At 63.9% G+C, this 22,660-nt stretch carries 20 protein-coding genes and 3 pseudogenes; 15 read left to right on the top strand and 8 right to left on the bottom strand.

Annotation, left to right across the window (positions count from 1 at the left end):
* The 9 genes and pseudogenes from MESS2_RS28120 to MESS2_RS28080 all read left to right on the top strand — a co-directional run.
* The coding region (locus MESS2_RS28120) for a zincin-like metallopeptidase domain-containing protein (RefSeq protein ID WP_157357872.1) at window positions 1–237 on the top strand (237 nt) is incomplete at its 5' end.
* Window positions 234–595, top strand: a pseudogene (locus MESS2_RS28115) (DUF2958 domain-containing protein). The gene MESS2_RS28120 and the pseudogene MESS2_RS28115, both read left to right, overlap by 4 nt.
* 170 nt (window positions 596–765) lie before the next feature.
* Window positions 766–2,898 carry a ParB/RepB/Spo0J family partition protein gene (locus MESS2_RS28110; RefSeq protein WP_008877999.1) on the top strand — a complete coding sequence of 711 codons (2,133 nt, stop codon included), beginning with the start codon at window positions 766–768 and terminating at the stop codon, window positions 2,896–2,898.
* A gap of 91 nt (window positions 2,899–2,989) precedes the next feature.
* Window positions 2,990–3,466 carry a hypothetical protein gene (locus tag MESS2_RS28105; RefSeq protein ID WP_008877998.1) on the top strand — a complete coding sequence of 159 codons (477 nt, stop codon included), beginning with the start codon at window positions 2,990–2,992 and terminating at the stop codon, window positions 3,464–3,466.
* A 102-nt stretch (window positions 3,467–3,568) separates the two neighbouring features.
* Window positions 3,569–4,000, top strand: a complete 432-nt coding sequence (locus tag MESS2_RS28100) for a hypothetical protein (protein WP_008877997.1) — start codon at window positions 3,569–3,571, stop codon at window positions 3,998–4,000.
* Window positions 3,993–4,637, top strand: a complete 645-nt coding sequence (locus MESS2_RS28095) for a hypothetical protein (protein WP_008877996.1) — start codon at window positions 3,993–3,995, stop codon at window positions 4,635–4,637. The genes MESS2_RS28100 and MESS2_RS28095 overlap by 8 nt, the downstream gene beginning before the upstream one ends.
* Window positions 4,638–4,844: 207 nt before the next feature.
* A complete protein-coding gene (locus tag MESS2_RS28090) occupies window positions 4,845–5,144 on the top strand; it encodes a DUF4326 domain-containing protein (protein ID WP_008877994.1) in 300 nt (99 codons plus the stop codon).
* Between the two features lie 289 nt (window positions 5,145–5,433).
* Window positions 5,434–5,622 carry a hypothetical protein gene (locus MESS2_RS28085; protein WP_008877993.1) on the top strand — a complete coding sequence of 63 codons (189 nt, stop codon included), beginning with the start codon at window positions 5,434–5,436 and terminating at the stop codon, window positions 5,620–5,622.
* A gap of 98 nt (window positions 5,623–5,720) precedes the next feature.
* A pseudogene (locus MESS2_RS28080) lies at window positions 5,721–8,276 on the top strand (strawberry notch-like NTP hydrolase domain-containing protein); the annotation flags it as partial.
* A gap of 163 nt (window positions 8,277–8,439) precedes the next feature.
* Here the strand turns inward: MESS2_RS28080 and MESS2_RS28075 are convergent.
* Genes MESS2_RS28075 through MESS2_RS28065 form a run of 3 tightly spaced genes read right to left on the bottom strand, consistent with a single transcriptional unit; the run spans window position 8,440 to window position 11,890 of the window.
* On the bottom strand, window positions 8,440–9,450 hold the full coding sequence (locus MESS2_RS28075) for a tyrosine-type recombinase/integrase (RefSeq protein WP_008877992.1): 1,011 nt from the start codon (window positions 9,448–9,450) through the stop codon (window positions 8,440–8,442).
* Complete coding sequence (locus MESS2_RS28070) at window positions 9,447–10,358, bottom strand: tyrosine-type recombinase/integrase (protein ID WP_008877991.1); 912 nt, start codon at window positions 10,356–10,358, stop codon at window positions 9,447–9,449. The genes MESS2_RS28075 and MESS2_RS28070 overlap by 4 nt, the downstream gene beginning before the upstream one ends.
* Window positions 10,355–11,890 carry a tyrosine-type recombinase/integrase gene (locus MESS2_RS28065; RefSeq protein WP_008877989.1) on the bottom strand — a complete coding sequence of 512 codons (1,536 nt, stop codon included), beginning with the start codon at window positions 11,888–11,890 and terminating at the stop codon, window positions 10,355–10,357. Before MESS2_RS28065 ends, MESS2_RS28070 begins: the two co-directional genes overlap by 4 nt.
* A gap of 119 nt (window positions 11,891–12,009) precedes the next feature.
* Here MESS2_RS28065 and MESS2_RS28060 point away from each other — a divergent pair.
* The 3 genes and pseudogenes from MESS2_RS28060 to MESS2_RS28050 all read left to right on the top strand — a co-directional run.
* A pseudogene (locus MESS2_RS28060) lies at window positions 12,010–13,809 on the top strand (strawberry notch C-terminal domain-containing protein); the annotation flags it as partial.
* Complete coding sequence (locus MESS2_RS28055) at window positions 13,809–14,849, top strand: DUF7146 domain-containing protein (protein ID WP_040594179.1); 1,041 nt, start codon at window positions 13,809–13,811, stop codon at window positions 14,847–14,849. The pseudogene MESS2_RS28060 and the gene MESS2_RS28055, both read left to right, overlap by 1 nt.
* 341 nt (window positions 14,850–15,190) lie before the next feature.
* Entirely contained in the window at window positions 15,191–16,111 is a 921-nt protein-coding gene (locus MESS2_RS28050; protein ID WP_008877987.1) for a DUF2493 domain-containing protein, read from the top strand.
* Window positions 16,112–16,395: 284 nt separating this feature from the next.
* Here the strand turns inward: MESS2_RS28050 and MESS2_RS28045 are convergent, their stop codons facing one another.
* From MESS2_RS28045 to MESS2_RS28030, 4 genes are all read right to left on the bottom strand, one after another.
* Window positions 16,396–17,145, bottom strand: coding sequence for a glucose 1-dehydrogenase (locus tag MESS2_RS28045; protein WP_008877986.1), 750 nt, complete (start codon window positions 17,143–17,145; stop codon window positions 16,396–16,398).
* Window positions 17,146–17,238: 93 nt separating this feature from the next.
* Window positions 17,239–18,243, bottom strand: a complete 1,005-nt coding sequence (locus MESS2_RS28040; protein ID WP_008877985.1) for a sugar-binding protein — start codon at window positions 18,241–18,243, stop codon at window positions 17,239–17,241.
* Between the two features lie 56 nt (window positions 18,244–18,299).
* Window positions 18,300–19,361, bottom strand: a complete 1,062-nt coding sequence (locus tag MESS2_RS28035) for an ABC transporter permease (protein ID WP_008877984.1) — start codon at window positions 19,359–19,361, stop codon at window positions 18,300–18,302.
* Window positions 19,362–19,416: 55 nt separating this feature from the next.
* The gene (locus MESS2_RS28030) at window positions 19,417–20,157 is read right to left on the bottom strand and encodes an ATP-binding cassette domain-containing protein (RefSeq protein WP_008877983.1); all 741 of its coding nucleotides are present in this window, start codon (window positions 20,155–20,157) and stop codon (window positions 19,417–19,419) included.
* An 806-nt stretch (window positions 20,158–20,963) separates the two neighbouring features.
* Between MESS2_RS28030 and MESS2_RS32860 the strand changes: the two genes are divergently transcribed.
* Window positions 20,964–21,131 carry a hypothetical protein gene (locus tag MESS2_RS32860; protein WP_008877981.1) on the top strand — a complete coding sequence of 56 codons (168 nt, stop codon included), beginning with the start codon at window positions 20,964–20,966 and terminating at the stop codon, window positions 21,129–21,131.
* A 44-nt stretch (window positions 21,132–21,175) separates the two neighbouring features.
* On the opposite strand, the gene MESS2_RS34230 is transcribed toward MESS2_RS32860, so the two are convergent.
* A complete protein-coding gene (locus tag MESS2_RS34230) occupies window positions 21,176–21,469 on the bottom strand; it encodes a hypothetical protein (protein WP_425277762.1) in 294 nt (97 codons plus the stop codon).
* Between MESS2_RS34230 and MESS2_RS28020 the strand changes: the two genes are divergently transcribed.
* Both MESS2_RS28020 and MESS2_RS28015 read left to right on the top strand, forming a co-directional pair.
* Window positions 21,449–21,712 (top strand): hypothetical protein, encoded by a 264-nt coding sequence (locus MESS2_RS28020; RefSeq protein ID WP_425277761.1) that lies wholly within the window; start codon window positions 21,449–21,451, stop codon window positions 21,710–21,712. The genes MESS2_RS34230 and MESS2_RS28020 overlap by 21 nt on opposite strands.
* Before the next feature lie 609 nt (window positions 21,713–22,321).
* The gene (locus MESS2_RS28015; protein ID WP_008877979.1) at window positions 22,322–22,648 is read left to right on the top strand and encodes a DUF736 domain-containing protein; all 327 of its coding nucleotides are present in this window, start codon (window positions 22,322–22,324) and stop codon (window positions 22,646–22,648) included.
* The last annotated feature ends 12 nt before the right edge of the window (window positions 22,649–22,660 follow it).

Raw genomic sequence — 22,660 nt, 5'->3', positions numbered from 1 at the left:
TTGAACGCAGCCTTCTGCTGCGCCTCGCTTGGCATCGTGCCGACCGTGCGCCACGCCGACTACCTGGCCTCCTGGCTAGAGGTCCTGCGCGAAGACAACCGCGCCATCGTTCGTGCCGCCTCCCAGGCCAGCAAGGCGGCCGACTGGCTGCTTGCCTTCCTGCCGCAACCTGACGGTGCGGCCGAGGCTGGCCCGGTCGACGTTGATGAGGCCGAGATCGACAGGAGGGCGGCATGATCCTCCTCACCGACGAACTGCGCGAGCGGCTGCTCGCGAGCGCAACGCCGATCACGCACCGGTCGTGAAGTTCTTCAATCCGCTCGGCGAAGGAACCTGGCTCGCGACGGAGCTGGGTGCCGATGGCGACGCCATGTTCGGTCTCGCCGATCTCGGCTATCCCGAGTTGGGCAGTTTCTCACTCCTCGAGATGACGTCGGTCCGGCTGCCCTTCGGCATGGGCATCGAGCGCGACATTCTATTTGCCACCGACCTGCTGATTTCGGCCTGGGCAGAGGCGGCCCGCCGGGCCGGAAGCATTCGCGACGCCGAACGCGTCCTCTATCTGGCCGCCCAGTCTGCTCGGGAGGGCGCGTGAGATCTCGGCTCGAAATCCGCAAGGCCTCAGATGCGCAAAGCGTGTCTGCGGCCTTGTGTCCCTTCAGCTCCGCGTGCGGCGCAGTCCTCAGAGTGAGAGGGCTGCGCCTTCCTTTGTGACGGGTTTGGAGGTCGAGAGAGTCTCAGCCGCCCGTCGCGGAGATAGTCCACATGGTTACGCCCAAGCAGAAGATCACCCTCAACGCCTCGCGTGATATCCCCTTCAACAAGCTGATGCTGAGCCAATCCAATGTCCGGCGCATCAAGCGCGGGGAAACGATCGAGGACCTAGCCGCCTCGATCGGGAGGCGGGGTCTGCTCCAGAGCCTCAACGTCCGGCCAGTGTTGGATGGCGAGGGCAACGAGACCGGCATGTTTGAGGTGCCGGCTGGCGGGCGCCGCTATCGCGCGCTGGAACTGCTGGTCAAGCAGAAGCGCATGATCAAGACCGAGCCAGTTCCCTGCGTCGTCACCAACGCCGACAGTGAGGTCCCGATCGAGGAGGATTCACTTGCCGAGAATTTTCAGCGCGAAGATTTACATCCGTTGGACATGTTTCGCGCCTTCCTGACCCTGCACGACCAGGGCGCCAGCCACGAGGAGATTGCGGCACGCTTCTTCGTGTCCGCTACCTTTGTCCAGCAGCGCCTGCGACTGGCAAAAGTTTCGCCCAAGCTGCACGAGGTCTACGAGCAGGAGGGCATGCGGCTCGACCAGCTCATGGCCTTTACCGTGACCGACGACCACGCCCGCCAGGAGCAGGTCTGGGAGGCTCTCGAAAACTCCTGGTCGAGGGAACCGCAGCAGATCCGGCGCCTTTTGACGGAGACCACGGTGCGCGCGACCGATCGCCGGGCGCTGTTCGTTGGTGTCGAGGCGTATGTCGCCGCCGGCGGCGTGGTGCTGCGGGACCTGTTCGAGTCTGACAATGGCGGCTGGCTGCAGGACCCCGCTCTGCTCGACCGCTTGATCTGCGACACGCTCAAGTCCGCCGCCGACGAGATCGCGGAAGAGGGTTGGAAATGGATCGTCGTCGATGTCGATCTGCCCTATGGCCACAATCACGGCTTGCGGGCACTGGCCGGCACCCCCATCGATCTGACCGACGCGGAGCGGGCGGAACGCGAAGCCCTGCGCGCGGAGTACGATCGGCTGCAAGCCGAGTATGGCGAATCTGACGAACTCCCCGACGAGGTCGATCAGCGACTCGGCGAGATCGAGTCTGCGCTTGAGGCCTTCGAGAGCCGGCCGATGAACTACGATCCCGCCGATATCGGCCGCGCCGGTGCCTTCATCAGCATCGACCGTGCCGGGGACCTGGTCGTCGATCGCGGATATGTGCGCCCCGAGGACGAAGCGATGCAAGCGGTCGACGACGACGCCGCCGAGCCCGACGGTGCGATCGAGAGCGAAGAGGGCAGGGACGATCCTTCGGTTCGCCGCGCCACCATCACCATCGGCGCGCAAACGTCCGAGCCCGATGAGGATGACGGCGACGCCATCAAGCCGCTGCCCGAACGCCTGGTGATCGAGCTCACCGCGCATCGCACGTTGGCGCTGCGCAATGCCGTGGCCGAGAACCAGCATGTGGCGATCACGGCGCTGTTGCATCGGCTCGTCCTCGACACCTTCGGTCATCGCTCCGCGACCGGCTGCCTCGAGGCGTTCGTCCGACATGTCCACTTGCCGACGCAAGACGCCGAGCTGAAAGACAGCCCCGCGGCCAAGGCGATCGACGAACGCCATGAGGCGTGGAAGAGGGACATCCCGCTCGGTGACGACCAGACTCTGTGGGCCTGGCTCGATAGTCTCGATGAAGCCAGTCAGCACACACTGCTGGCGCATTGCGTCAGCTATGGGATCAACGCGCTGTTCGAGCGGCCTAACCCCTATGGCAGCGGCGTTTCCCAGCACGGGCTGGAGCAACGCTTGCGCGAAGCCGACAGGCTCTCCCACGTTACCGGGCTCGACATGGTGGATGCGGGTTGGCGTCCGACGGTCGAGAACTATCTCGGTCGCGTTACCAAGGCCCGCATCCTCGAAGCCGTGCGTGAGGGCGTCGGCGAGCAGGCAGCTCAACTCATCGACCACCTCAAGAAGGGCGACATGGCCAAGGAGGCCGAACGCATCCTTGCCGATAGTGGCTGGCTACCCGAACCGCTCCGTCTGATCGATCAGGACGCACCGCCCGCGCAGCCGGGCGAGGGCGAGGAACCTGACCTGCCCGAATTCCTCGCCGGCGATGACGAAGACGACTCGGCGGCAGCCGATGAGGTCATCGCTCACGCGGTCGCTGCCGAATAGTCCCATCGGCGGGCGGCTTCGGTCGCCCCGTTCACTCCTCACCTCACGGCCCGGCGTCCTGCCGGGCCTTTTTCGTTTCAGGAGACCACCAATGTCCGCCCATATCGTCTATGACACCGCGCCGCTGGGCGCGTTGATCCGCTATTCGGACGGCGCCCCCCGGCCGCCGGCCCGCTTCGCCAAAAAGCTTGCCGCCTGGGAACGGCGCAACGGCCTCGGCCGTCTCGTCCGCAAGGAGCCGCCGCGTGACCGGCCGGCCTATTGCGCGCCGGCGTCGATCATTCTCAACGAGGGCAATTTCGCCTCCGGCAGCGTCATCCTCGTCACCGTCATGCGCGAGCACAGCCTCGACGGCGATCTCCGCTACGAGATCGTCGAGAGGCCCACGATCGGCATGGTCCGCGTGCTGCTGCCGGTCGGCGACAATCTCGAACTCCTCCATCTCGCTGACAGTCGCGAAGCGGCCGAACTGTGGCTGGCCAAGCACCGGCACGGCCATGCGCGAATCGAGGAGGTGACAGCCGACGAGATCGGCGCCGACGTCGTCGAGGGCCGCGCGGCGGCGTGAGCCGCGCACCCGCACGCCGGCGCGCACAGACCATCAATCCATCAACCAAGGCCCGGGCTCCGACAGGAGCGCCGGGCCGCTTGTTTTTTTAGGAGCAACACGATGCCCGAATTCACTATCGAAACCACCTACCACCTGCCGGTGTTCCGGCACGCAACCTATTCGGCCGACACGCCCGAAGCCGCCTGCCGGTTGGCCATTGAGGACAAGGACTGGTCTGGTCAAAGGGAGGACTACGAGTCCTCCGGCGAAACCTATGTGACCGGCATCTGGGAAGCTGCCGATGCCGCCTATCGCGGACAGCCCATCCGGGTCCCTCGTCATTTCGGGGAGGCACTGCAGCGCAAGGCCGCGCATTTCGAATTAATGCTTGGCTTGCTCAAGATCATCGCCGGCGACGCGAAGGCGGGCCGCGCGACCGCCCCGGAATGGCTCGCCAAGTCTGAATGGGCGATCGCACTGGGTGAGGCCATCCTCGACGGCTCTCGCGGTCCAGACGAACCCGCCGCAGACGGAGGCGATCCCGATGCCTGAGATCATCGAAACCACCGTCTACCGCCTCGACGAGTTGTCCAAGGCGGCCAAGGAGAAGGCGCGCGCCTGGTATCGGGAGGCCGCCTTCGACCACGACTGGTTCGAATTCGTCTATGACGATTTCGAGCGCATCTGCGAAATCCTCGGCGTCGCGCTGAAGACCAGAGCCGTCCGCCTTATGGGCGGTGGCACAAGGCAGAAGCCATGCATCTGGTTTTCAGGATTCTGGAGCCAAGGCGACGGTGCCTGCTTCGAGGGGCGCTACGGTCACGCCAAGGGAGCGCCGGCCAGCATTCGCGAACACGCTCCAAAGGACGGCGAGCTGCACAGGCTTGCCGACGCGCTGCAGGCGATCCAGCGCCGCAACTTCTACCAGCTCCACGCCGCCATCTCCCATCGCGACCGCTACTATCACGAACACACCATGGCGGTCGCGGTCGAGCGCGACAGTCCGACCTGTCAGGACATGACCCCCGATGCGGAGGAGGCCGTCACGGAGGCGCTGCGCGACCTGGCGCGCTGGCTCTATCGGCAGCTCGAGCGCGAACACGAATATCTGACCTCGGACCCGGTCCTGGACGAGGCGATCCTCGCCAACGAATACACCTTCACCGCGAACGGCCGCCGCTTCGGCTAGGTTCCGATTCGCGCCGCGCGATCGATGCTTGAAGCGCTCCCCCCTGCCTGGCCGATCGCTGCCCTGATGCGTTGCGTCCGCAGGTCTGGACGCGGCGTCCCCGCTGTCAACGGGCAAGCCGTTCCCCCAGCGCAGGCAATGGGTGACATCGGGTCTTCGCCTGCATCCACCCGCGCGCCATCGCAACGGGTCAGGGAGTCGATGGCCATGTGCAGGGTTCTCAACAAGCATCACGCGGGCGTGCCGGCGGGCGCAGTCTATATCGGCCGCGGATCGAAGTGGGGCAATCCCTTCCGGATCTGCCCCGATGACGATCGCGACGCCGTCATCGCGAAATACGAGCGCTGGCTCGCAGATCAGCACCATCTCTTGCGCGCCCTCGACGAGTTGCACGGACGCGATCTCGTCTGCTTCTGCGCGCCGCGTCCGTGCCACGGCGATCTCTTGCTGCGACTCGCCAACGCGACGCGCGAGGAACGCATCGCATGGTGGCGCAAGGCCGCGTGATCGTCGTGCTACCGCCGGCCGAGCCACCGGCCCGCTGTAAACGTCCTGCCCACTGCCCATCGCCTTCCGTCAAGACAGCCTGCCCTACGGCCGCATCGCGCGTTGCCCGATCCCAAGATCCTCCCGGCGCAGAAAACGCCCGCTCTGTTTGACGCCCGCTAAGGGCTCGCCCGCCTCATGCCGTCAACCCGCAAGGGGTTCCCCTCGGTCCCTCGGTGACGGCAGCGGCCGGCCCCTTCCTGCTGGCGTCGGCGGGACGGTTTCCGCGCAAGGATTGGAGGATAAACCCATGGCAAGCACTGAGCAGCCTTATCACCCGGATGACATTGTGGTTTGGTCGGACGGCACCTGGGCGACGCTCGGGGAAGTCTGGGCCGGTGACTTTGGCTGGATGTCTGATGACTACGAGATCGTGCGCGCGGCCGATGTCGAACGGCTGAAGGCACTGAACCTGGCGGACGATCTCGGCCTCCCCTGAGAAGAGGGAGAGGAGGACCGGGACGGGTTTGAGCCGGCGCGGTGGAGAAAGAGAGCGCCGTGCGGCTCGCTCCCATTCCACTCTCCGAGGTTCCCGTCATGATCCCCATCTCCGCTTCCGCGGCGCCCGCTGCCGCGCCGCTCCCGCTCGCCGAAAGCGATGCCGCCAGCGTCATCTTCGCCGCCGCCGTCCTGTTGCTTACCCATCTCGAACGCGGCGAGCGCATCGATGCACCAAAGCTGCGCTCGGCGATGGAAACCGCCTTCGGCGCCTCCGATGCGGCCGGTGCCTGGGACTGGAAACAGGCCTACGATGCCTGCGAGGCCGCGACCGTCATCTTCCTCCGTAAATACGGAAAGGCACTGTTCCGCAAAGCCGCATCCGCGGATGCACGGCTTTCCGCCTTGTCGAAGATCGTCGGGCTTATGCCAACGCATACCCGCCGATCCGAAGAAACCCAAACCTTCCAGCAGTTCTCGACGCCGATCCCGCTCGGTCTGGTCGCGGCAACCGCCGCCGCCATCACACCAGCCGACCGTGTGTTGGAGCCTTCGGCCGGAACCGGGCTGCTCGCCATCCTTGCGGAGATCGCTGGCGCCTCGCTCGTCCTCAACGAACTCGCCGAGACGCGCGCGGTACTTCTCTCCTCCCTCTTCCCGGCCATCCCCGTCACCCGCTTCGACGCCGCCCAGATCGATGACCACCTCGACGCCGGCGCCGTCCCGAGCGTGGTGCTGATGAACCCGCCATTCTCAGTCATGGCCAATGTCGAGGGCCGTGTCGCGGACGCGGCCTGGCGGCATATCGCCTCGGCGCTGGCGCGCCTGGCGCCCGGCGGTCGGCTCGTGACCATCACCGGGGCAAGTTTCGCGCCCGACAATCCGGCCTGGACCGCCGCATTCACCCGCCTGCAGGAACGCGGCCGGGTCGTCTTCTCCGCTGCCATCGACGGTGCCGTCTATGCCAAGCATGGCACGACCTTTTCGACGCGCCTCACCGTCTTCGACCGTGCGCCCGCCGACGATCCAGGCGTCTTCCCTGCCGCTCCCGGCGTCGCCCCCGATGCCGCCACGCTCCTCGAATGGGTCAGCGAGCATGTGCCGGCACGGCTGCCGGTCACCATGCCCGCGGGTGCGACGCCCACATCGTCACCGCCCGAACGCCGCACCGTGCGCGGCTATCTTGCGCGCTCCGCGCGGGCAACACCGCGGCCGTCGATAGCCGATCCCGAGGCCGTCGAACTCGCCTATGAGGCCGTGGATTGGCAGCCCGCCGAGGGCGGCCGCATAAGCGATGCGATCTATGAAGATTACGGGCTTCAGGCGATCCGTATTCCCGGCGCGCAGGCGCACCCGACCCAACTTGTTCAGTCGGCGGCGATGGCCTCGGTCGCTCCGCCCAAGCCGAGCTATCGGCCGCGCCTGCCACGCAACGTTCTCGACCTGCTGTCGGATGCGCAACTCGAAACCGTCATCTATGCCGGCGAGGCCCATGCCGAACATCTCGCCGGGGCTTGGACCATCGACGACACGTTCGACGTCGTCAACGCCGCCGCCGATGACGCCGCCGGCGCCGTCCGCTTCCGCCAAGGCTTCATGATCGGCGACGGCACCGGCGTCGGCAAGGGTCGGGAATCCTCGGCCGTGATCCTCGACAACTGGATTCAGGGCCGTCGCAAGGCGGTGTGGATCAGCAAATCCGATAAGCTGATCGAGGATGCGCAGCGTGACTGGTCTTCGCTCGGCATGGAGCGCCTGCTGGTCACCCCGCTGTCGCGTTTCCCGCAGGGCAAGCCGGTGACGCTGCCGGAAGGCATCCTATTCACCACCTATGCCACGCTACGCAGCGACGACCGCGGCGTGAAGGTTTCGCGGGTCAAGCAGATCGTCGAATGGTTGGGCTCTGATTTCAATGGAGTGATCATCTTCGACGAGGCGCATGCCATGCAGAACGCCGTCGGCGGCAAGGGCGAGCGGGGCGACGCCTCTCCCTCGCAGCAGGGCCGTGCCGGCCTGCGGCTCCAACACGCCCTGCCGAATGCCCGCATCGTCTATGTGTCGGCGACTGGCGCCACCACCGTGCACAATCTGCCCTATGCCCAGCGGCTCGGCCTCTGGGGTGGCGAGCATTTCCCGTTCTCCACCCGCGCCGAGTTCGTCGAGGCGATCGAGGCCGGCGGAGTCGCGGCGATGGAGGTTCTGGCGCGCGACCTTCGGGCGCTCGGCCTCTACACGGCCCGCTCGCTCTCCTTCAACTGCGTCGAATACGAGTTGCTCGAGCATGAACTGACCCCCGAACAGGTCCGCATCTACGATGCCTATGCCGGCGCGTTCGGCATCATCCATAACAATCTCGATGCCGCCATGCAGGCGACCAATATTACGGGCAGCACCGGCGCGCTCAATGCCCAGGCCAAGTCGGCCGCGCGCAGCGCCTTCGAGTCGGCCAAGCAGCGCTTCTTTGGGCACCTGCTCACCAGCATGAAGACACCGACCCTGATCCGCTCCATCGCCCGCGATCTGGAAGACGGCCATGCGGCGGTCATCCAGATCGTCTCGACCGGCGAGGCGCTGATGGAACGGCGGCTGGCCGAGCTACCGACCGAGGAGTGGAACGACGTTCGTATCGACATCACGCCGCGCGAATACGTCTTATCCCGAGTTCGGGATAAAACGTAATATGCCGCGTCCGCGTTATGCGGAGCACGGCGGGTCAAGTCTCTGATCTGCTTTTTCATTTCTGATCTCCACTTGGCATAATCATAGATGCCGGGCGGAGGCCGCCCGGTACTGTTTTTCGATGATGGCTGTTCCAGATTTACTGGTGCCATGGGTTGGTTGCGGCCGCGAGAGCGGCCATCAGCTTGTCCGACGGCTCTCGGAACCGGCCAGCCCTGATCAGCGGGGGATGGTGCGCGTCGAGAAGCGCAAGCTTCTCGGTTGGGTCGGCGCGCAAATACATCTCGGTGGTCTGGATGCTGGCATGACCGAGCCAGAGCGCCACCTTACGGACGTCTCCGGTTGCCTGGAGCGTGTGCATGGCACAGCTATGCCGAAGCACGTGCGGCGTGACGCTTTTGCCGGCAATCGACGGCACCGTCTTGCCGGCTTTCGCAACGTGCAAGCTGAGCCTGTAGGCGAATCCATCGCGGCTCATGCGTTTGCCGTCCCGGCTCAGGAACAGTTCTGGACCGTGACCATCTGGCCGAACGGCCAGCCATGCACGCAATGCGGCCTGAGTTTCTTTCCAGAGCGGCAGGATACGTTCTCGTCGTCCCTTGCCGAGGACGCGAACGCTGGAAAGCGACCTGTCGGGGAAGTCTTCCATCCGCATCGCCAACAGTTCGGATGCCCGCAAACCTGCGGCATAAGCGAGATGGAGCATCGCGCGGTCACGCAGGCCGCCGCGCGTGCGAATATCGGGGGCCGCAAGCAGCGCTCGGATCTCTTCCCGAGTCAGATAGTCGATGAGCCGGGTATCCGTTCGTTTGACCGGTAGCGCCCGGATCATCATAGCCTGCTCCAGACAAGCCGGTTGCCGATGTTCGACGAAGCGAAAGAACGCCTTGATCGCCGAGAGCCGTGCATTGCGAGAACGGGCGGTATTGTCCCGCCCTTCTTCCACATGCTGCAGAAATGCTCGCACGAGTCCGACGTCGAGATCCTCGATCATGAGGTCGGAGGGCTGTCGTTTGAGCCGATCGGCGGTGAAACGCAGCAAGAGCGTGAACGCATGCGCGTAGCTCGCGATTGTATGCGGGCTTGCACCACGTTCATTCGGAAGGTGGTTTTGCAGGAACGCAGAAAGGTCAGGGGCGAGCGGAGTCATGCTGCACCTCCGACAAAAGCGCCTTCGGTCGCTGAAGCGATCGTGCGCAACAGGACAGGTGTCGCCTCGAGATACCAATAGGTGTTGGCAACCTCGGCATGGCCGAGATAGGTGCTCAACGCAAGCATGTGTCGCTGAATAGCCTGCGGATCATTCCCGCAGGCTTCCAGAGACCGCACTGCGAAGGTGTGGCGCAGATCGTGCAGCCGGGGACCCGGCCCCGTTGGGTTGCGGTACCCGAGCTGTCTGACAATCCGGACGAAAACCACATGGGCTCTGGTCTTGGTCGGAGCATGACCGTGACCCAGCACCAAGAGATCGTCACTTGCGCCACGGACCTCACGTCGGACGGCAAGGTATTGCTCAAGCGCAGTGCGGGTTGATGCGTGCAACGGGACGAGGCGGCTTTTGCCGAACTTGCCGCTGCGAACCACGAGGCCGTCATCCGTCAGATCATCGCAGCGGAGGGAAAGAGCTTCCGAAATGCGGAGCCCTGTCGAGGCAAGCAATCCGAACAGATGATGATATGTAAGCGGGCTGATCGGAGCCATGCCCGGCACCTTCAGGGCCTCCGCCATGATGTCTGTGATCTGATCCGGCATCAGAATGTAAGGAGCTGGCCGCCGCCGTCTGCCGCGCCCCATCAGCCCTGCGGCCGGCACTTCATGCCGTGGGTCCTCACCGTGCAGAAACTCGGCAAAGGCGCGTGCGAGGCCAAAACGTTTACGGGCGGCGTTCGGCGTAGCCGCTTCACGCACCCATTCTAGTATCAACTCGACAGTTATGATGGTGGCGGCTCTTTCGCTGGCGAGTATGGCGAATTGACTCAGGGCCTGTTCCTGCGCATCGAACTTCTTGCCGAGGGCGCGATGCAACTGGATATAGCGATCGACGTGGTGGTGGATCATGACGCTGCTCCCGGCCAAGACTGAACAACGGCTGCCAGCATCGAGATATCCACCTTCGCGTAAATCGCGGTCGTGTCCCGAGAGGCATGCCGGAGGGCGATGCCGATCTGATCTAGGTCGGCACCGTCGCGCAGCCAGGCGGACGCCAGTGAATGACGGAACACATGGGATCCTGTCGGCAGGTGGGAAAAACCGCCGCGATTCAGGATGCGGGCGACGATGCCGGCGATCTCGGCCGAAGAACGCAGCGGGGTAAACGGCGCCTGTGTCCGCAGAAATACCCGGTCCGTCGAGACGATGGGCCGCGCATCCTCGATGTAGGCGAGAAGTGCATCACCCGCATCCTGGGGCAACGGCAGCATCGTCCCGCGACGACTTTTGCCGAGCAACCGTAGTCGACCGGCCCGCCAGTCGATATCGAAAAGGCGCAGCTGCCACACATCCCCCGCCCGCAGCGCCATTCGCGCGAGCAGGAGGAGGATGGCGCGATCTCGGATATCGACCGATGTCGTCGTACCCGAGGATGCTATGATATCTTCAATCGTTGCCGTCGGGATAACGCGCGGAACGGTTGATAGCTTCCGTCGAATTGCTGGCGGCACTGCATGCAGCAGAAAGGGAGCGCAAAGGCCCTGGCTGACGGTGAAGCGCAGAAACGCGCGCAGCACCGTCACCGTCATGCGGATCGAAGAGCGCGAGCGTTCCGGAATCTGATCCAGAACGATAGAGCGGATGGTCGCGGCATTATAATGCGCCGGGTCCTTGCCGAGAACGCCGATCCAGCGTCCGGCTTCGTGCTGGTAGCGCCGGATCGTCTCCTCCGTCGCCCCACGCTCGCGGCGCAGCCATTGGGCTAAGCCGTCCAGTCGCGGATCGATCTCCAGAGTATCGGGTGGCGCAGAGAGATTGATCACGTCTTGGTCACGCAGGAAATTGACGAAGCGACGAGCACCGCGACGGCGATCTTTGGTTCCCGTGTCGGTCACTCGTCGGCCTCGCTTGGTTCGGATACCGCACCGACAATCGTGCAGAGCAAACTGTTCAATGGCGACGTCAGTGATCTCCTTTGCAGGAATACGCGCCTGCAAGATCCATTCGGCGAAATGCCGCGCCTGACTTAATCGGCCGGCATAGGTCGGCTTGCTGTAGCCGACGGCTCTAAGCCGGACGGAGAACTCTGGCAGGTATTTGTCCAGCCGGTCGACACTGGCCGGAACGGTCACGATCCCGGCATTCTCCAGATGTCGGAGGAACCGGCGGACATCAGTCATGTAGACCGGGTCACGCAGCTGGCGGGGGCTATAGCGCCCGCAACGACAGCGATGCCGCGCAAAACGATCAACTGCTGCCGCATCGAGATCCTTGTAGGCGATATCGTGGGCGCCTGCCCACTTCAGAAAATGGCGCGCCGCGCTTAGGGCGCCTGCCGCGAGCTTGGGGTGCTGCGCCAGATAGCCCTGGACGAGAGCACGATCATCGAGAGTGGCGGCGCGTGGACCACCGCCGGAGCGAGAGTTCGGGTGAGAAGCCATGAGGGTGTCCTTCTGCTGTTGAGAGCAGAGGCATCATGATTATGCCAAGTGGAGATCCGGAAATGAAAAAGCAGATCAGAGACTTGACCCGCCGTGCTCTGCATAACGCGGACGCGGCATATTACGTCCTTGATTACCTCGCCCATTCCTTTCCGGTCCAGCTCTACGAACCGTTCACCGACAGCGAGGGCAATCTGTCGTCGCGGCCGGTCTATCGTGACGGCCAGCCGGTCGAGAGCCGTGAGGCGGTCGCCCGCCGTGACGAGTTGATCGCCAGGCTCGCCAGCCTGGCGCCAGTGCCGGGCGCGCTCGACCAGATCGTTCAGCACTTCGGGGCGGACATCGTGGCCGAGGTCACTGGCCGCTCCCGCCGCATCGTCCGCAAGTCGGGTGCCGACCCTAGGGCCGCCCGCCTTGTCGTCGAGAACCGCGCCGGCTCGGCCAACCTCGCCGAGACGCAAGCCTTCATGGACGACCAGAAGCGCATCCTGGTGTTCTCTGATGCCGGTGGGACGGGTCGCAGCTACCATGCCGAACTCTCAGCCCGGAACACCCGGCTGCGCATCCACTATCTGCTCGAAGCCGGCTGGAAAGCCGATACTGCCATCCAGGGCCTGGGCCGCACACATCGCACCAATCAGGCGCAGCCGCCGCTGTTCCGGCCAATCTCGACCGATGTGAAGGCCGAAAAGCGCTTCCTCTCGACGATCGCGCGGCGCCTCGACACGCTGGGCGCCATCACCCGCGGCCAGCGGCAGACCGGCGGCCAAGGCTTGTTCAGGCCCGAGGACAATCTCGAAAGCCACTATGCCCGCGACGCGCTGCGCCAGCTCTATCTGCTGATCGTGCGCGGCAAGGTCGAAGGATGTTCGCTCGAGCGCTTCGAGGGGGCGACCGGGCTCAAGCTCATGGATGCCAATGGCATCAAAGACGAGTTGCCCCCGATCACGACGTTCCTGAACCGGTTGCTTGCTTTGACCATCGAACTGCAGGGCGTGCTGTTCGGCGCCTTCGAGCAATTGCTCGCGGCGAGGATCGAGGGCGCAATCGTGTCTGGCACCTATGATGCCGGGCTGGAGACGTTGCGAGCCGAGAGCTTCGCCGTCACCGACCGGCAGGTGATCTACACCCATCCCCGCACCGGCGCCGAGACCCGCCTGCTGACCATCACCGAGCGCAAACGTAACCGCCCGGTCACGCTCGATGCGGCGCTCGATAATCTCCGCGATCCGCGATCCATGCTGCTCATCAACGAGCAGTCGGGCCGCGCCGCGGTGCAGATCCCAACGACCAGCGTCATGCTCGATGACGGCGAGATCGAGCGGCGCGTTCGGTTGATCCGTCCGATGGAAGGCCAGAATATGCCGCTCAAGGCCATGGGCGAAACCCGCTGGATCGAGGCGGACCGTGATGCCTTCGCCGCTGCCTGGACGGCCGAAATCGCCGAGGTGCCGGAGTTCGCCGACGCAGTTCTGCACATGGTCACCGGCCTGTTGCTGCCGATCTGGCGCCGGCTCCCGAACGAGTCGACGCGCGTCTATCGGCTGCAGACCGATGAAGGCGAGCGCATCATCGGTCGCCGAGTGTCGCCGGCTTGGGCCGCTAACGCCTCGGTCACGGGCGTCGCATCGCTTTCGCCGGAGCACGCCTTCGCGGCGCTGCTCGACGGCCGGACCATCCTCGACCTGGCCGAGGGTCTCCAGCTTCGCCGCAGCCGCGTCATGGGTGCGTGGCGCATCGAATTGTCGGGCTTCACCGACACGATGCGCGAGCGCCTCACCGCCTATGGCCTCTTCCACGAGATCATCTCATGGAAGCTCAGGATGTTCGTGCCGACCGATGCCAATGGCGTCACCGTGCTCGAACGCGTTCTTGACCGTTTCCCGATCGAGCGCGTCAGTGAGCGGGAGGCCGCATGATGCCGCGCCACGATGCGTCTGACCTCGCGCATCGCCTCGGCGGATATGCTGAGGCGGTGTGTCGCCACTATCTGTCCAATGGCCGTCGCCAGGGCAACTATTGGACGGTCGGCGATGCCCGCAACGCACCGGGCCGCTCGATGTTCGTCCGGCTCAAGGCGTCTCCCAAGGGACCGCCGGGTAAATGGACCGACGCCGCGACGGGCGAGCATGGCGACCTGCTCGATGTCATCCGCGAGTCCCTCGGCCTGGTCGACTTCAAAGACGTCGCCGATGAGGCACGCAGCTTTCTCGCAATGCCGCTTTCTAACCTTCCCCGGACAACGGATCACTCCAAAAGCCTGCCGGCTTCCGTCGGATCACCGGAGGCAGCCCGCCGACTGGTCGCCATGTCGAAGCCCATCATCGGCACGCTCGTGGAAACCTATCTGCGCGGGCGCGGGATTACGACTTTGCACGGAACCGGATCGCTGCGCTTCCATCCCCGCTGCTACTATCGGCCAGACGATTGTGGTCCGACCGAAACCTGTCCGGCAATGATCGCTTCCGTCACCGACCTCGACGACCGTCTGACCGGCGCGCACCGCACCTGGCTCGCACCGGACGGCAGCGGCAAGGCAGCCGTTGACACGCCGAGACGGGCCATGGGGGATCTCCTCGGACACGCGGTCCGGTTCGGTGTCCCCAATAGCGTGATGGCCGCCGGCGAAGGCATCGAGACGACGCTCTCGCTACGATGCGCCTTGCCCGACATGGCGATGGCCGCAGCCCTCTCGGCCGCCCATCTCGCCGCCATCCTGTTCCCGCCGACTTTGCACCGGCTCTATGTCATCCGCGACAACGATCCGGCCGGTGACGGTGCCCGCGACAGCCTGATCGAGCGCGCCGCCGAGGCCGGAATCGAGGCGATCGTGCTGTCGCCGGCGATGGAGGACTTCAATGACGATCTCCGCTGTCTCGGGCTGGACGCCATGCGGGCCTCGATCTCGGATCAGCTCATGCGCGGCGACCGCTTCCGCTATCTGACGCGGGCGGCATGAGCCGGCAGGGGAAACGAGCGGCGCATGGCGGCGGCGCGCATCGCATGGAAGCCCCGCCGGTACAGAGCCGCGAACCGGCCTTCAAGAGGGCGATCGGGCCCACAAACGGGCCGGCCAGGCAATGGGGGCCGCCGACTATTTTCCGGCGGCGGGCGATTGCTGGCGAAAGCCACCGAAGAGGCGCGCCACGCCTTTCCATCGCGAACCAAAATAGCCGGCCGCCGCCATCCTCCGCTGCCGCTGCGGCCCTCTGCTTCGCTCCGGGTGCCGGGCCGTCCCGCCCGTGGGCTTTCGTCGCCATGAAGGCCGCGAGGGTCGCGGTCAAACCGAGGGAGCATCCCATGAGCGAGCACGACGACACCGAACCGCACCACGCCGCATCCCCAACCGATCACGTCCTCACCGAACTCCAGCTCTATGGCTGGCGCCCCTTCGCCGACGAGCCCGATCCGCGGCCACTGCCTGATGGCGACCATGTGGCCGGCGCCGTGGCCGATATCTTCGACGCCCTCATCGCCACCCTGGCCGACACGCGCCTCGAACCCGATCTCGATGACCTGCTGTGGAGCGTCACCAATGTCTTCCACCGCGCCGTTCTCCGGATCGAGCGGCAACTGGATGACAACGAGCAGTCCCAGCGCCGCCTGCAGCGGGAACAGGATGGCACCGAGATCAAGGCGGTCGAACTGGAAAACCTCACCGCCCAGGGCCAGACCATGATCGAACGGCGCGACGCCTTCGAGCTGATGCGCGACCAGGCCGCCGACCACTACGATCAGCACACCGGCTCGGCCTGGCGACCGCGCACGGGGTCGATGGTCAACCGCCACCATCTCACCGCCGCAATGATCGATAGCCGCGACTTCCTCGCGGCAAGGCGGCGCGCGGAAACCGAAATCATGTTACCCGCCGGCCCCAAGATCGCCTTCTCCGGCGGCGATACTGCTGATCACGAGCTGATCTGGGCAAAGCTCGACCAAATCCGCTCCAAGCACCCCGACATGGTGCTGATGCACGGCGGATCACCGAAAGGCGCCGAAAAGATCGCCGCCCGCTGGGCCGATCATCGCAGGGTGCCGCAAGTCGCCTTCAAGCCCGACTGGAGCAAACATGCCAAGGCCGCTCCCTTCAAGCGCAACGACCAGATGTTGGCGGTCATGCCGATCGGCGTCATCATCTTTCCGGGCACCGGCATTCAGGAGAACCTCGCAGACAAGGCCCGCAAGCTCGGTATCCCGATCTATCGACTCAGCGGCTCATGAGCGCCGCCTTTCGCACTCACAGTCGCAGTCCAGGTTCGGTCAGCGCTATTGCGCAATGTCTTCTTCTCACCGAAGCCGACGTATGCCCCTAGTGACGCGCATGTCCGGTTCGCGCCCCGTTCGCGACGTTCAGATTGCGATCGGCCCTGCCTGAAAGCTGCCCTCCGCTGCGGTCCGTCGCGCAATACAATGGGTCGAAATGCATATGGGTTCGCCTCCCAATGCTTCACAAGGAAATCAACCGTTTGTTGCCTGGCTGCCATTCCGTTAAAGGCAGTTCGCAGTCAGAGGGAGACCGATAGACCCCCGTCGACCGCCAAAACATGTCCGTTGACGTAGGCGGCAGCGTCGGACGCGAGAAACACCACGGCTCCGCCGAGTTCCTCAGGTTGAGCCCAGCGGCCAGCAGGGGTTCGCGCCTCGACCCATTTGGTAAAGGCCTCGTCGTTGATGAGCGCGGTATTGAGCTCGGTGGCGAAATAGCCAGGGGCGATCGCGTTGATGGTGATGCCGTGGCGGCCCATCTCGGCGGCGGTCGAGCGGGTCAGTCCATGCAACCCCGCCTTCGCCGCCACATAGGCGTGAATGGTGGGGCGGCCAAGGATCGCCGCAACGGATCCAGTATTTATGATGCGCCCGAATTTATTCGGCAGCATCAGGCGCACCGCCTCGCGCATCATACGGAAGCAGGCCGAAAGATTGACCGCAATCACGCGGTCGAAGTCCTCGTCCTCCCATTCGACTAACGGGCTGCGATGCTGGATGCCGGCGTTGTTTATCAGGATATCGAGGCGGCCGTGGCGTTCGACGATCCCCTCAAGCGCCGCCCTTGAGGTCGCCGCGTCCGCAACATCGAACGGCAGGGCTTCGGCACCGATTTTTTCCGCCGCCGCGGAGAGGGTGTCCATGTCGCGCGCGTTGACAATCACCGTTGCGCCGTTTTCCGCAAGCGCCTTGGCCATGGCAAAGCCGAGGCCACGCGAAGCACCCGTCACCAATGCGACCCGGCCCTTAAGCGAGAACATTTCCGACATTGAACCCCCTGGAGCGAGATAAGATGATAAAGCAGCAGTCTAACCGCACCTCACTCCAATGAAAGGGCGGGAGTTTCCTCCCGCCCTAAAGCACTATTTGGCGACGCAGGTATCGGCCGTCTGCGGCGTGCAGACGTCGAGGCCTGTGTAGGTCGGGTCAGCCGGGGGCGCCTTGCCGTCCTTCATGTCCTTCAGTGCGATCATCGTCTTGTAGCCCATTTCGAACGGCCGTTGACCGACCTGGCCAAGCGAAAGCCCTTCCTTCATCTGGTCGATCTGCACGGGAAGCGTGTCGGCGACGACAAGGGCCAGCGCTTTCGAGGCAATCTTGTCCTTGTACGGTACGACTGCGGCGCGGTTGGCATCAGGAATGAATTGCGGGAAGCCACCCGTTGGGATGAATGCGTCAAGATTTGGATTTTTCGCCATGATGTCCTCAAATTGCTGCACCGAAAGCGGAAAATCATCATTGGTGTAGAGCGGACAGCCTTCGATTTCGGTCCAGCCGTTCTGGCCCGTCAGCCGGTCCCCGGGCGAGGCTGCCGATTTGGTGCCCGAAAGCGTATCGCGAATGCCCTGCATGCGTTCATTGTGGTTGGCCGCCGCCGCGCCGCCCGACTGGATGCAGATCGTGCCGCCTTTAGGCTTGACCTGCATGGCAAGCTTGGCAAGGTTCACACCGATCTCATAATTGTGGGTGCCGATGTAAGCGACGCGAAGATCCTTGTTCTCGGGCAGCAGGTCGGAGTCCCAGGTGAGGACCGGGATGCCGGCTTCCTTGGCGGCCTGCAGCGCAACCGCCATCGCCGCGGCGTTCGATGGCGACACGGCAATGCCGTCCACCTTCTTGGCCACGAGATCCTGCACGATCTGCACCTGCTCGTCGCCCCCGCCATGCTCGCCGGGGCCGATATACATGCATTCCAAGGCGCCCTTCGATTCGGCTTCTGCCTTCTTGCAGCCGTCGCGTGCCTGGTCGAAGAAAGGATTGTTCATGTTCTTCGGCACCAGGGCGAAGGTATATTTCGCCTGGGCACCGGAAACGGCGAGCACCATTGCGCTTAACGCCACGGCCGCCATCAGCAGACTTTTTTTCATTTTGACTGTCTCCTCCTAGCTGGAATGCCCCGTAGGCCTCCCGCCGGCGGGGTTTTCTAGCGGCTCTTTTTGGGCATCAAGACTGCCAGCCAAGCAGCGAGAATCGATTTGCCGCCGGCTTGCATGCCTAAAAGAACCGCGAGAACGATGAAGGCGCCGACGAAGGCGCCTTGCCAATTTGAATCGATGCCGGCCATCAGCAGCGCATTCCTAATCACTTCGAGGAATGCTGAACCGATGATCGCGCCGAAGGCCGTGCCGGCTCCGCCCATAAGGCTGGCTCCACCGATGACCGTCGCGGCGATCACGCGCAACTCGTAGCCTTGGCCCATGGCATTGATGGCCGAGCCGTTGTAGCCGAGGAGCAGGAGTGAGGCGACCGAAGCGGTGAAGGCCGAGAAGACATAGGCCTCGAATTTGATCCAGTCGACCGGCACGCCGGTGAGCCGTGCCGCCTCCTCATTGCCGCCGATGGCGAAGAGATGTCGGGCCCAGGCAGTGAAATTGAACACGAAACCGACGATCAGGGCCAGAACCACCATGGTCCAGAACTGCGATGACAGTTCTGGTATCCAGTGCGGTGCCCAATCCTGCGGCCCATGCAGCGGCCATTTCGCCTGACCGATCGCCTTTACGATCGGGGCATCGGGCCCGAATTGGTAGAGCATCTGGTTGGCGGAGAATACGACCGCCAGCGAGCGCGCCGCGGACAGCATGCCGAGGGTGACCACAAAGGACGGCATTCCAATATAGGCGACGAAGAATCCGTTGACCGCGCCGCACGCCATACCCGAGAAAAGGCCGACAGCGAATGCGATGTACCAAGGATAGTGCCAGGTCAGGAACAGGCCGGCGACGATGACCACCAGGCCCATGATCGAGCCGACCGACAGATCGATGCCGCCAGTGATGATCACCACCGTCGTGCCCAACGCCATGATGCCGAAAGGCGCGAAGTTGCGCGTGACGTTGGCGGCGTTTTCGGAGGTGCCGAAGCTCGGCTCCATGGTCGTCATCAAGGTGACGAGGGCAATGAGCGCGATCGTCACCCAGAACGGCTGACTTGAAAATATATGTTGTAGGGCCGTCTTTTCCTTGGTCGCGACAAAGTCCGACATGGCCGGTCGGCCGGTTTCCGGGGCCGACTCTCTAACACTAGCCAACTCCCGAGCACTATTCGCCACGGATGGCCCCCGTTATCAGTCCGGTGATTTCTTCGGGCGAGGTGTTGTCGGCCTGCTTGTCGGCAACCTTCGAACCTCGCCTCAGCACGATGATACGATCAGCGACGGCGAAAACGTCAGGCATGCGGTGGCTGATCAACATGACGCCAACCCCTTGCGCTTTGAGGCGTCGGATCAATTCGAGTACTTCCGCCACCTGGCGTACCGAGATAGCGGCGGTCGGTTCATCCATCAACACCAGCTTGGCGTTCGAAAGCCGGGTCCGGGCGATGGCTACCGCTTGGCGCTGCCCACCCGACATCTTCCTGACGAGGTCGCGTGGCCGGGTTTCCGATTTGAGTTCCTTAAACAGGCCTGCCGAGCGGTCGATCATCGCCTGTTTATCGAGCACCCTGATGGGCCAGATGCCCTTCTTGATCTCGCGGCCAAGGAAGACGTTCTCTGCGGCCGTCAGATTATCGGCGAGCGCTAGGTCCTGATAGACGACTTCGATTCCCTTGGCGCGGGCCTGGATGGGTTTGTGGAAGTGACAAACCTCGCCGTCCACGACGATTTCGCCGTCGTTCGGCGGGAAATTCCCGGCCACCGTCTTGACTATGGTCGACTTGCCGGCGCCGTTGTCGCCCATCAGGCCCACGACTTCACCCCGCTCCACCTGGAAGCTGATGTCGGTCAGGGCCTGAATGGCCCCAAAATTCTTGGAAACGTGACGAACCTCAAGCACCGGCATCGCGGTCCTCCCCGGACAACACTTGTCAATTTTGTCCCGGTGTTATGCAAGGCAGCTAATCAGCGAAACGCATTCAACACAATGGTTATTAGATCTGCCTTATAAGATGGCAATCTTCCTCAGCAACGGCAGACGAGAAGCCGCTGGGCCCTACGTCAATTGCCATAATGGAGCAGGAGTCCTCATGGAGGGGAAGCGCGAACTGAAATTCGCTGACGATATCGTTAGCGCTCTGGACAACAGTGGCGATCGTCGGTTGCCGACACATGGAGAGTTGACAAGCCAACAGAGGAACCCTCAAGGACAATGACATCAAGCTGACAGAAGCCCACACCGTTTCGACCGCAATGAGGTCGGGAGTTGAATGGCAGCTATCCCTGAATCCGCCCCTTAAACCGGACCGCCCCCTTCCGGCCTCACTGCGGTCATTCGAGAACCGGCGACGGATGACCGCTCTGGCGCAAAGCGGACGACTTCCCGTCGAGCTAGGAACTCGGTCTTCGGTAGACATCGAGCCGAGTGCGATGTTGGGGCGCGAGAAGCGGTACAGGCGGCTTGGGGGATGGCTTGTATCTCGCTCGGCATCGTCCGTCCGTCAGTTCCAGGAACGAAGCACCACCCCTGCTAATGCGACGCTGATCCTTGGTCCAGCCGATGGCCTGACGCCATCAACCCGCAAGGGGTCGGACTACGCGAAGCGTGCCGCCGCTCCGGCTTCGCCTTCGCGGTGATTGCGGCCATCGGCCGAACACATCGGGCGCCTGTCAGCGGGGGAGGGTCCTCCGCTTCAAACAGGAGCCGGATCGATGTCCTTCGCCGACGCCCATGCCTTCGCCTTCAGCCTCGCCGCCACTCTCATGGTCACTATCGTCATCTTTCGTGCTGGCGACGGCACTCTCTCGGTCGTGCCGGCGAACGAGTATGACGGCGACGACACCGCCATCATCGGCGAAATCGACCCGTTCGCCCCATGACGGAGCGGACACCGCGCCTGGCGATGCAAGAACACCGGCGGGTTTCACCCGCGCTTTTCCTTTGCTATGCTGTGCTGTGCACTGCGCCAGGTGGTGGTGGAAGGCGCAATCGCCAGAGTCATTCTCTCGGAGACACCACCATGATCATCCTCGGCATTCTCCTGTGCGTCGCGGCCATCGGCATCTTGTGCTGATTGCTCTTCACGCTTGCTGTCGTCGCCCTGCCGTTGTTCCTCGGCGTCAACGCAGGTGCATGGGCATTCCACGCCGGTGCCGGCTGGCCTGGCGCGCTCCTTGTCGGCATCCTCGCAGCCGGGTTGACGCTCGGCGTCGGCCAAATCCTCCTCGCCGTTATCAGGCCCATGTGGGCGAAGCTGGCGATCGCGATGGTCTTCGTCGCTCCCGCGATGGTCGCCGGCTACCATGCCACTCATGGCATCGCGAAGCACATGATGCCTTCGGAAATCTGGCAGATCGTCTTTTCCGTCATTGGCGCGATCGCGGTCGGCGTCACGGCATTTCTGCGGGTCGCGGGCATGGCCGCCGCCGACCAATCCGGTAGGGACATGGTTCAAGCTTAAACCCGCGCGAGCGAGGCGGGCGGACCAGACCGACGAAGGCCTAGCCTCCTCGTCATCGGTGGTTGGAGCAACCGGCCGCATGCCAAGGATCGAGCAACGGCCACGCCGACGCGGCCTTGTTTGTGGACTTGGACTTCTGTCGACGCCGCAAGGCAGGCCGACCAGCCGGTGGCAGGACGGCAGCGCGAACGGTCGCGGCGTCGTTGGAGGTGCGCGGGATCCGATACCTGGAATGTGTACGCTACGCCAGTGCGCCCCGCAGCGATCTGCTGGCGGCACGTTGGACGCCGACGTCTCCGATGCCAATCCGTCCCAAGAGCGCTCCAAACGGCCTCTTCAACGGGCTGATCTGGCCGAAGGACGGCTGAAGCCTCGACCGCCTAGCCGCAACGCCGCGTCCCGACTTTCTTCCCCTGCCGGCTCCCACCCCACGCGGCAAGCGCGCGGGGACCCCGAGCGCCGCCATTCCTCGCGAGGCAAGAAAGTCGTTCCTGCGCCGTCCTCCGCGTTGCTCCGGTCGCTCGCGATGCGTCGTCGGTCGCCTCCGTCCAAGTGATCGCCATCGAGGCCGCATGGTGCGGGCTCGGGAACAGAAAACGGAGACTTACAATGGCTACCATCGGCACCTTCAAGAAGTCCTCATCGAACGAGTTCACCGGCGAAATCGTCACCCTCAGCGTCCAGGCCAAGAATGTGCGCATCGTCCCAGACACTCGCGCCACTGGCGAGAACGCTCCCAGCCACCGGGTGCTGGTCGGTCGCGCCGAGATCGGCGCCGCCTGGTCGAAAACCTCCAACGAAGGCCGCGACTATCTGGGTCTCAAGCTCGACGATCCGAGCTTCAACGCCCCGATCTACGCCAACCTCTTCGATGACGAGGAAGGTGAGGGTTTCTCCCTCATCTGGTCCCGCCCGAACGCGCGGCGGGGTGACTAAGGACAGTCGTCA

Source organism: Mesorhizobium metallidurans STM 2683 (assembly GCF_000350085.1).
Lineage (GTDB): Bacteria > Pseudomonadota > Alphaproteobacteria > Rhizobiales > Rhizobiaceae > Mesorhizobium > Mesorhizobium metallidurans.
Note: the sequence above shows the minus strand (reverse complement) of the source record. Positions and strands in the feature narration are given on the sequence as shown.

Coding starts and splice junctions, on each gene's coding strand:
- MESS2_RS28110 (WP_008877999.1), top strand. CDS start 766: ATGGTTACGCCCAAGCAGAAGATCACCCTCAACGCCTCGCGTGATATC.
- MESS2_RS28105 (WP_008877998.1), top strand. CDS start 2,990: ATGTCCGCCCATATCGTCTATGACACCGCGCCGCTGGGCGCGTTGATC.
- MESS2_RS28100 (WP_008877997.1), top strand. CDS start 3,569: ATGCCCGAATTCACTATCGAAACCACCTACCACCTGCCGGTGTTCCGG.
- MESS2_RS28095 (WP_008877996.1), top strand. CDS start 3,993: ATGCCTGAGATCATCGAAACCACCGTCTACCGCCTCGACGAGTTGTCC.
- MESS2_RS28090 (WP_008877994.1), top strand. CDS start 4,845: ATGTGCAGGGTTCTCAACAAGCATCACGCGGGCGTGCCGGCGGGCGCA.
- MESS2_RS28085 (WP_008877993.1), top strand. CDS start 5,434: ATGGCAAGCACTGAGCAGCCTTATCACCCGGATGACATTGTGGTTTGG.
- MESS2_RS28075 (WP_008877992.1), bottom strand. CDS start 9,450: ATGACTCCGCTCGCCCCTGACCTTTCTGCGTTCCTGCAAAACCACCTT.
- MESS2_RS28070 (WP_008877991.1), bottom strand. CDS start 10,358: ATGATCCACCACCACGTCGATCGCTATATCCAGTTGCATCGCGCCCTC.
- MESS2_RS28065 (WP_008877989.1), bottom strand. CDS start 11,890: ATGGCTTCTCACCCGAACTCTCGCTCCGGCGGTGGTCCACGCGCCGCC.
- MESS2_RS28055 (WP_040594179.1), top strand. CDS start 13,809: ATGCCGCGCCACGATGCGTCTGACCTCGCGCATCGCCTCGGCGGATAT.
- MESS2_RS28050 (WP_008877987.1), top strand. CDS start 15,191: ATGAGCGAGCACGACGACACCGAACCGCACCACGCCGCATCCCCAACC.
- MESS2_RS28045 (WP_008877986.1), bottom strand. CDS start 17,145: ATGTCGGAAATGTTCTCGCTTAAGGGCCGGGTCGCATTGGTGACGGGT.
- MESS2_RS28040 (WP_008877985.1), bottom strand. CDS start 18,243: ATGAAAAAAAGTCTGCTGATGGCGGCCGTGGCGTTAAGCGCAATGGTG.
- MESS2_RS28035 (WP_008877984.1), bottom strand. CDS start 19,361: ATGTCGGACTTTGTCGCGACCAAGGAAAAGACGGCCCTACAACATATA.
- MESS2_RS28030 (WP_008877983.1), bottom strand. CDS start 20,157: ATGCCGGTGCTTGAGGTTCGTCACGTTTCCAAGAATTTTGGGGCCATT.
- MESS2_RS32860 (WP_008877981.1), top strand. CDS start 20,964: ATGTCCTTCGCCGACGCCCATGCCTTCGCCTTCAGCCTCGCCGCCACT.
- MESS2_RS28015 (WP_008877979.1), top strand. CDS start 22,322: ATGGCTACCATCGGCACCTTCAAGAAGTCCTCATCGAACGAGTTCACC.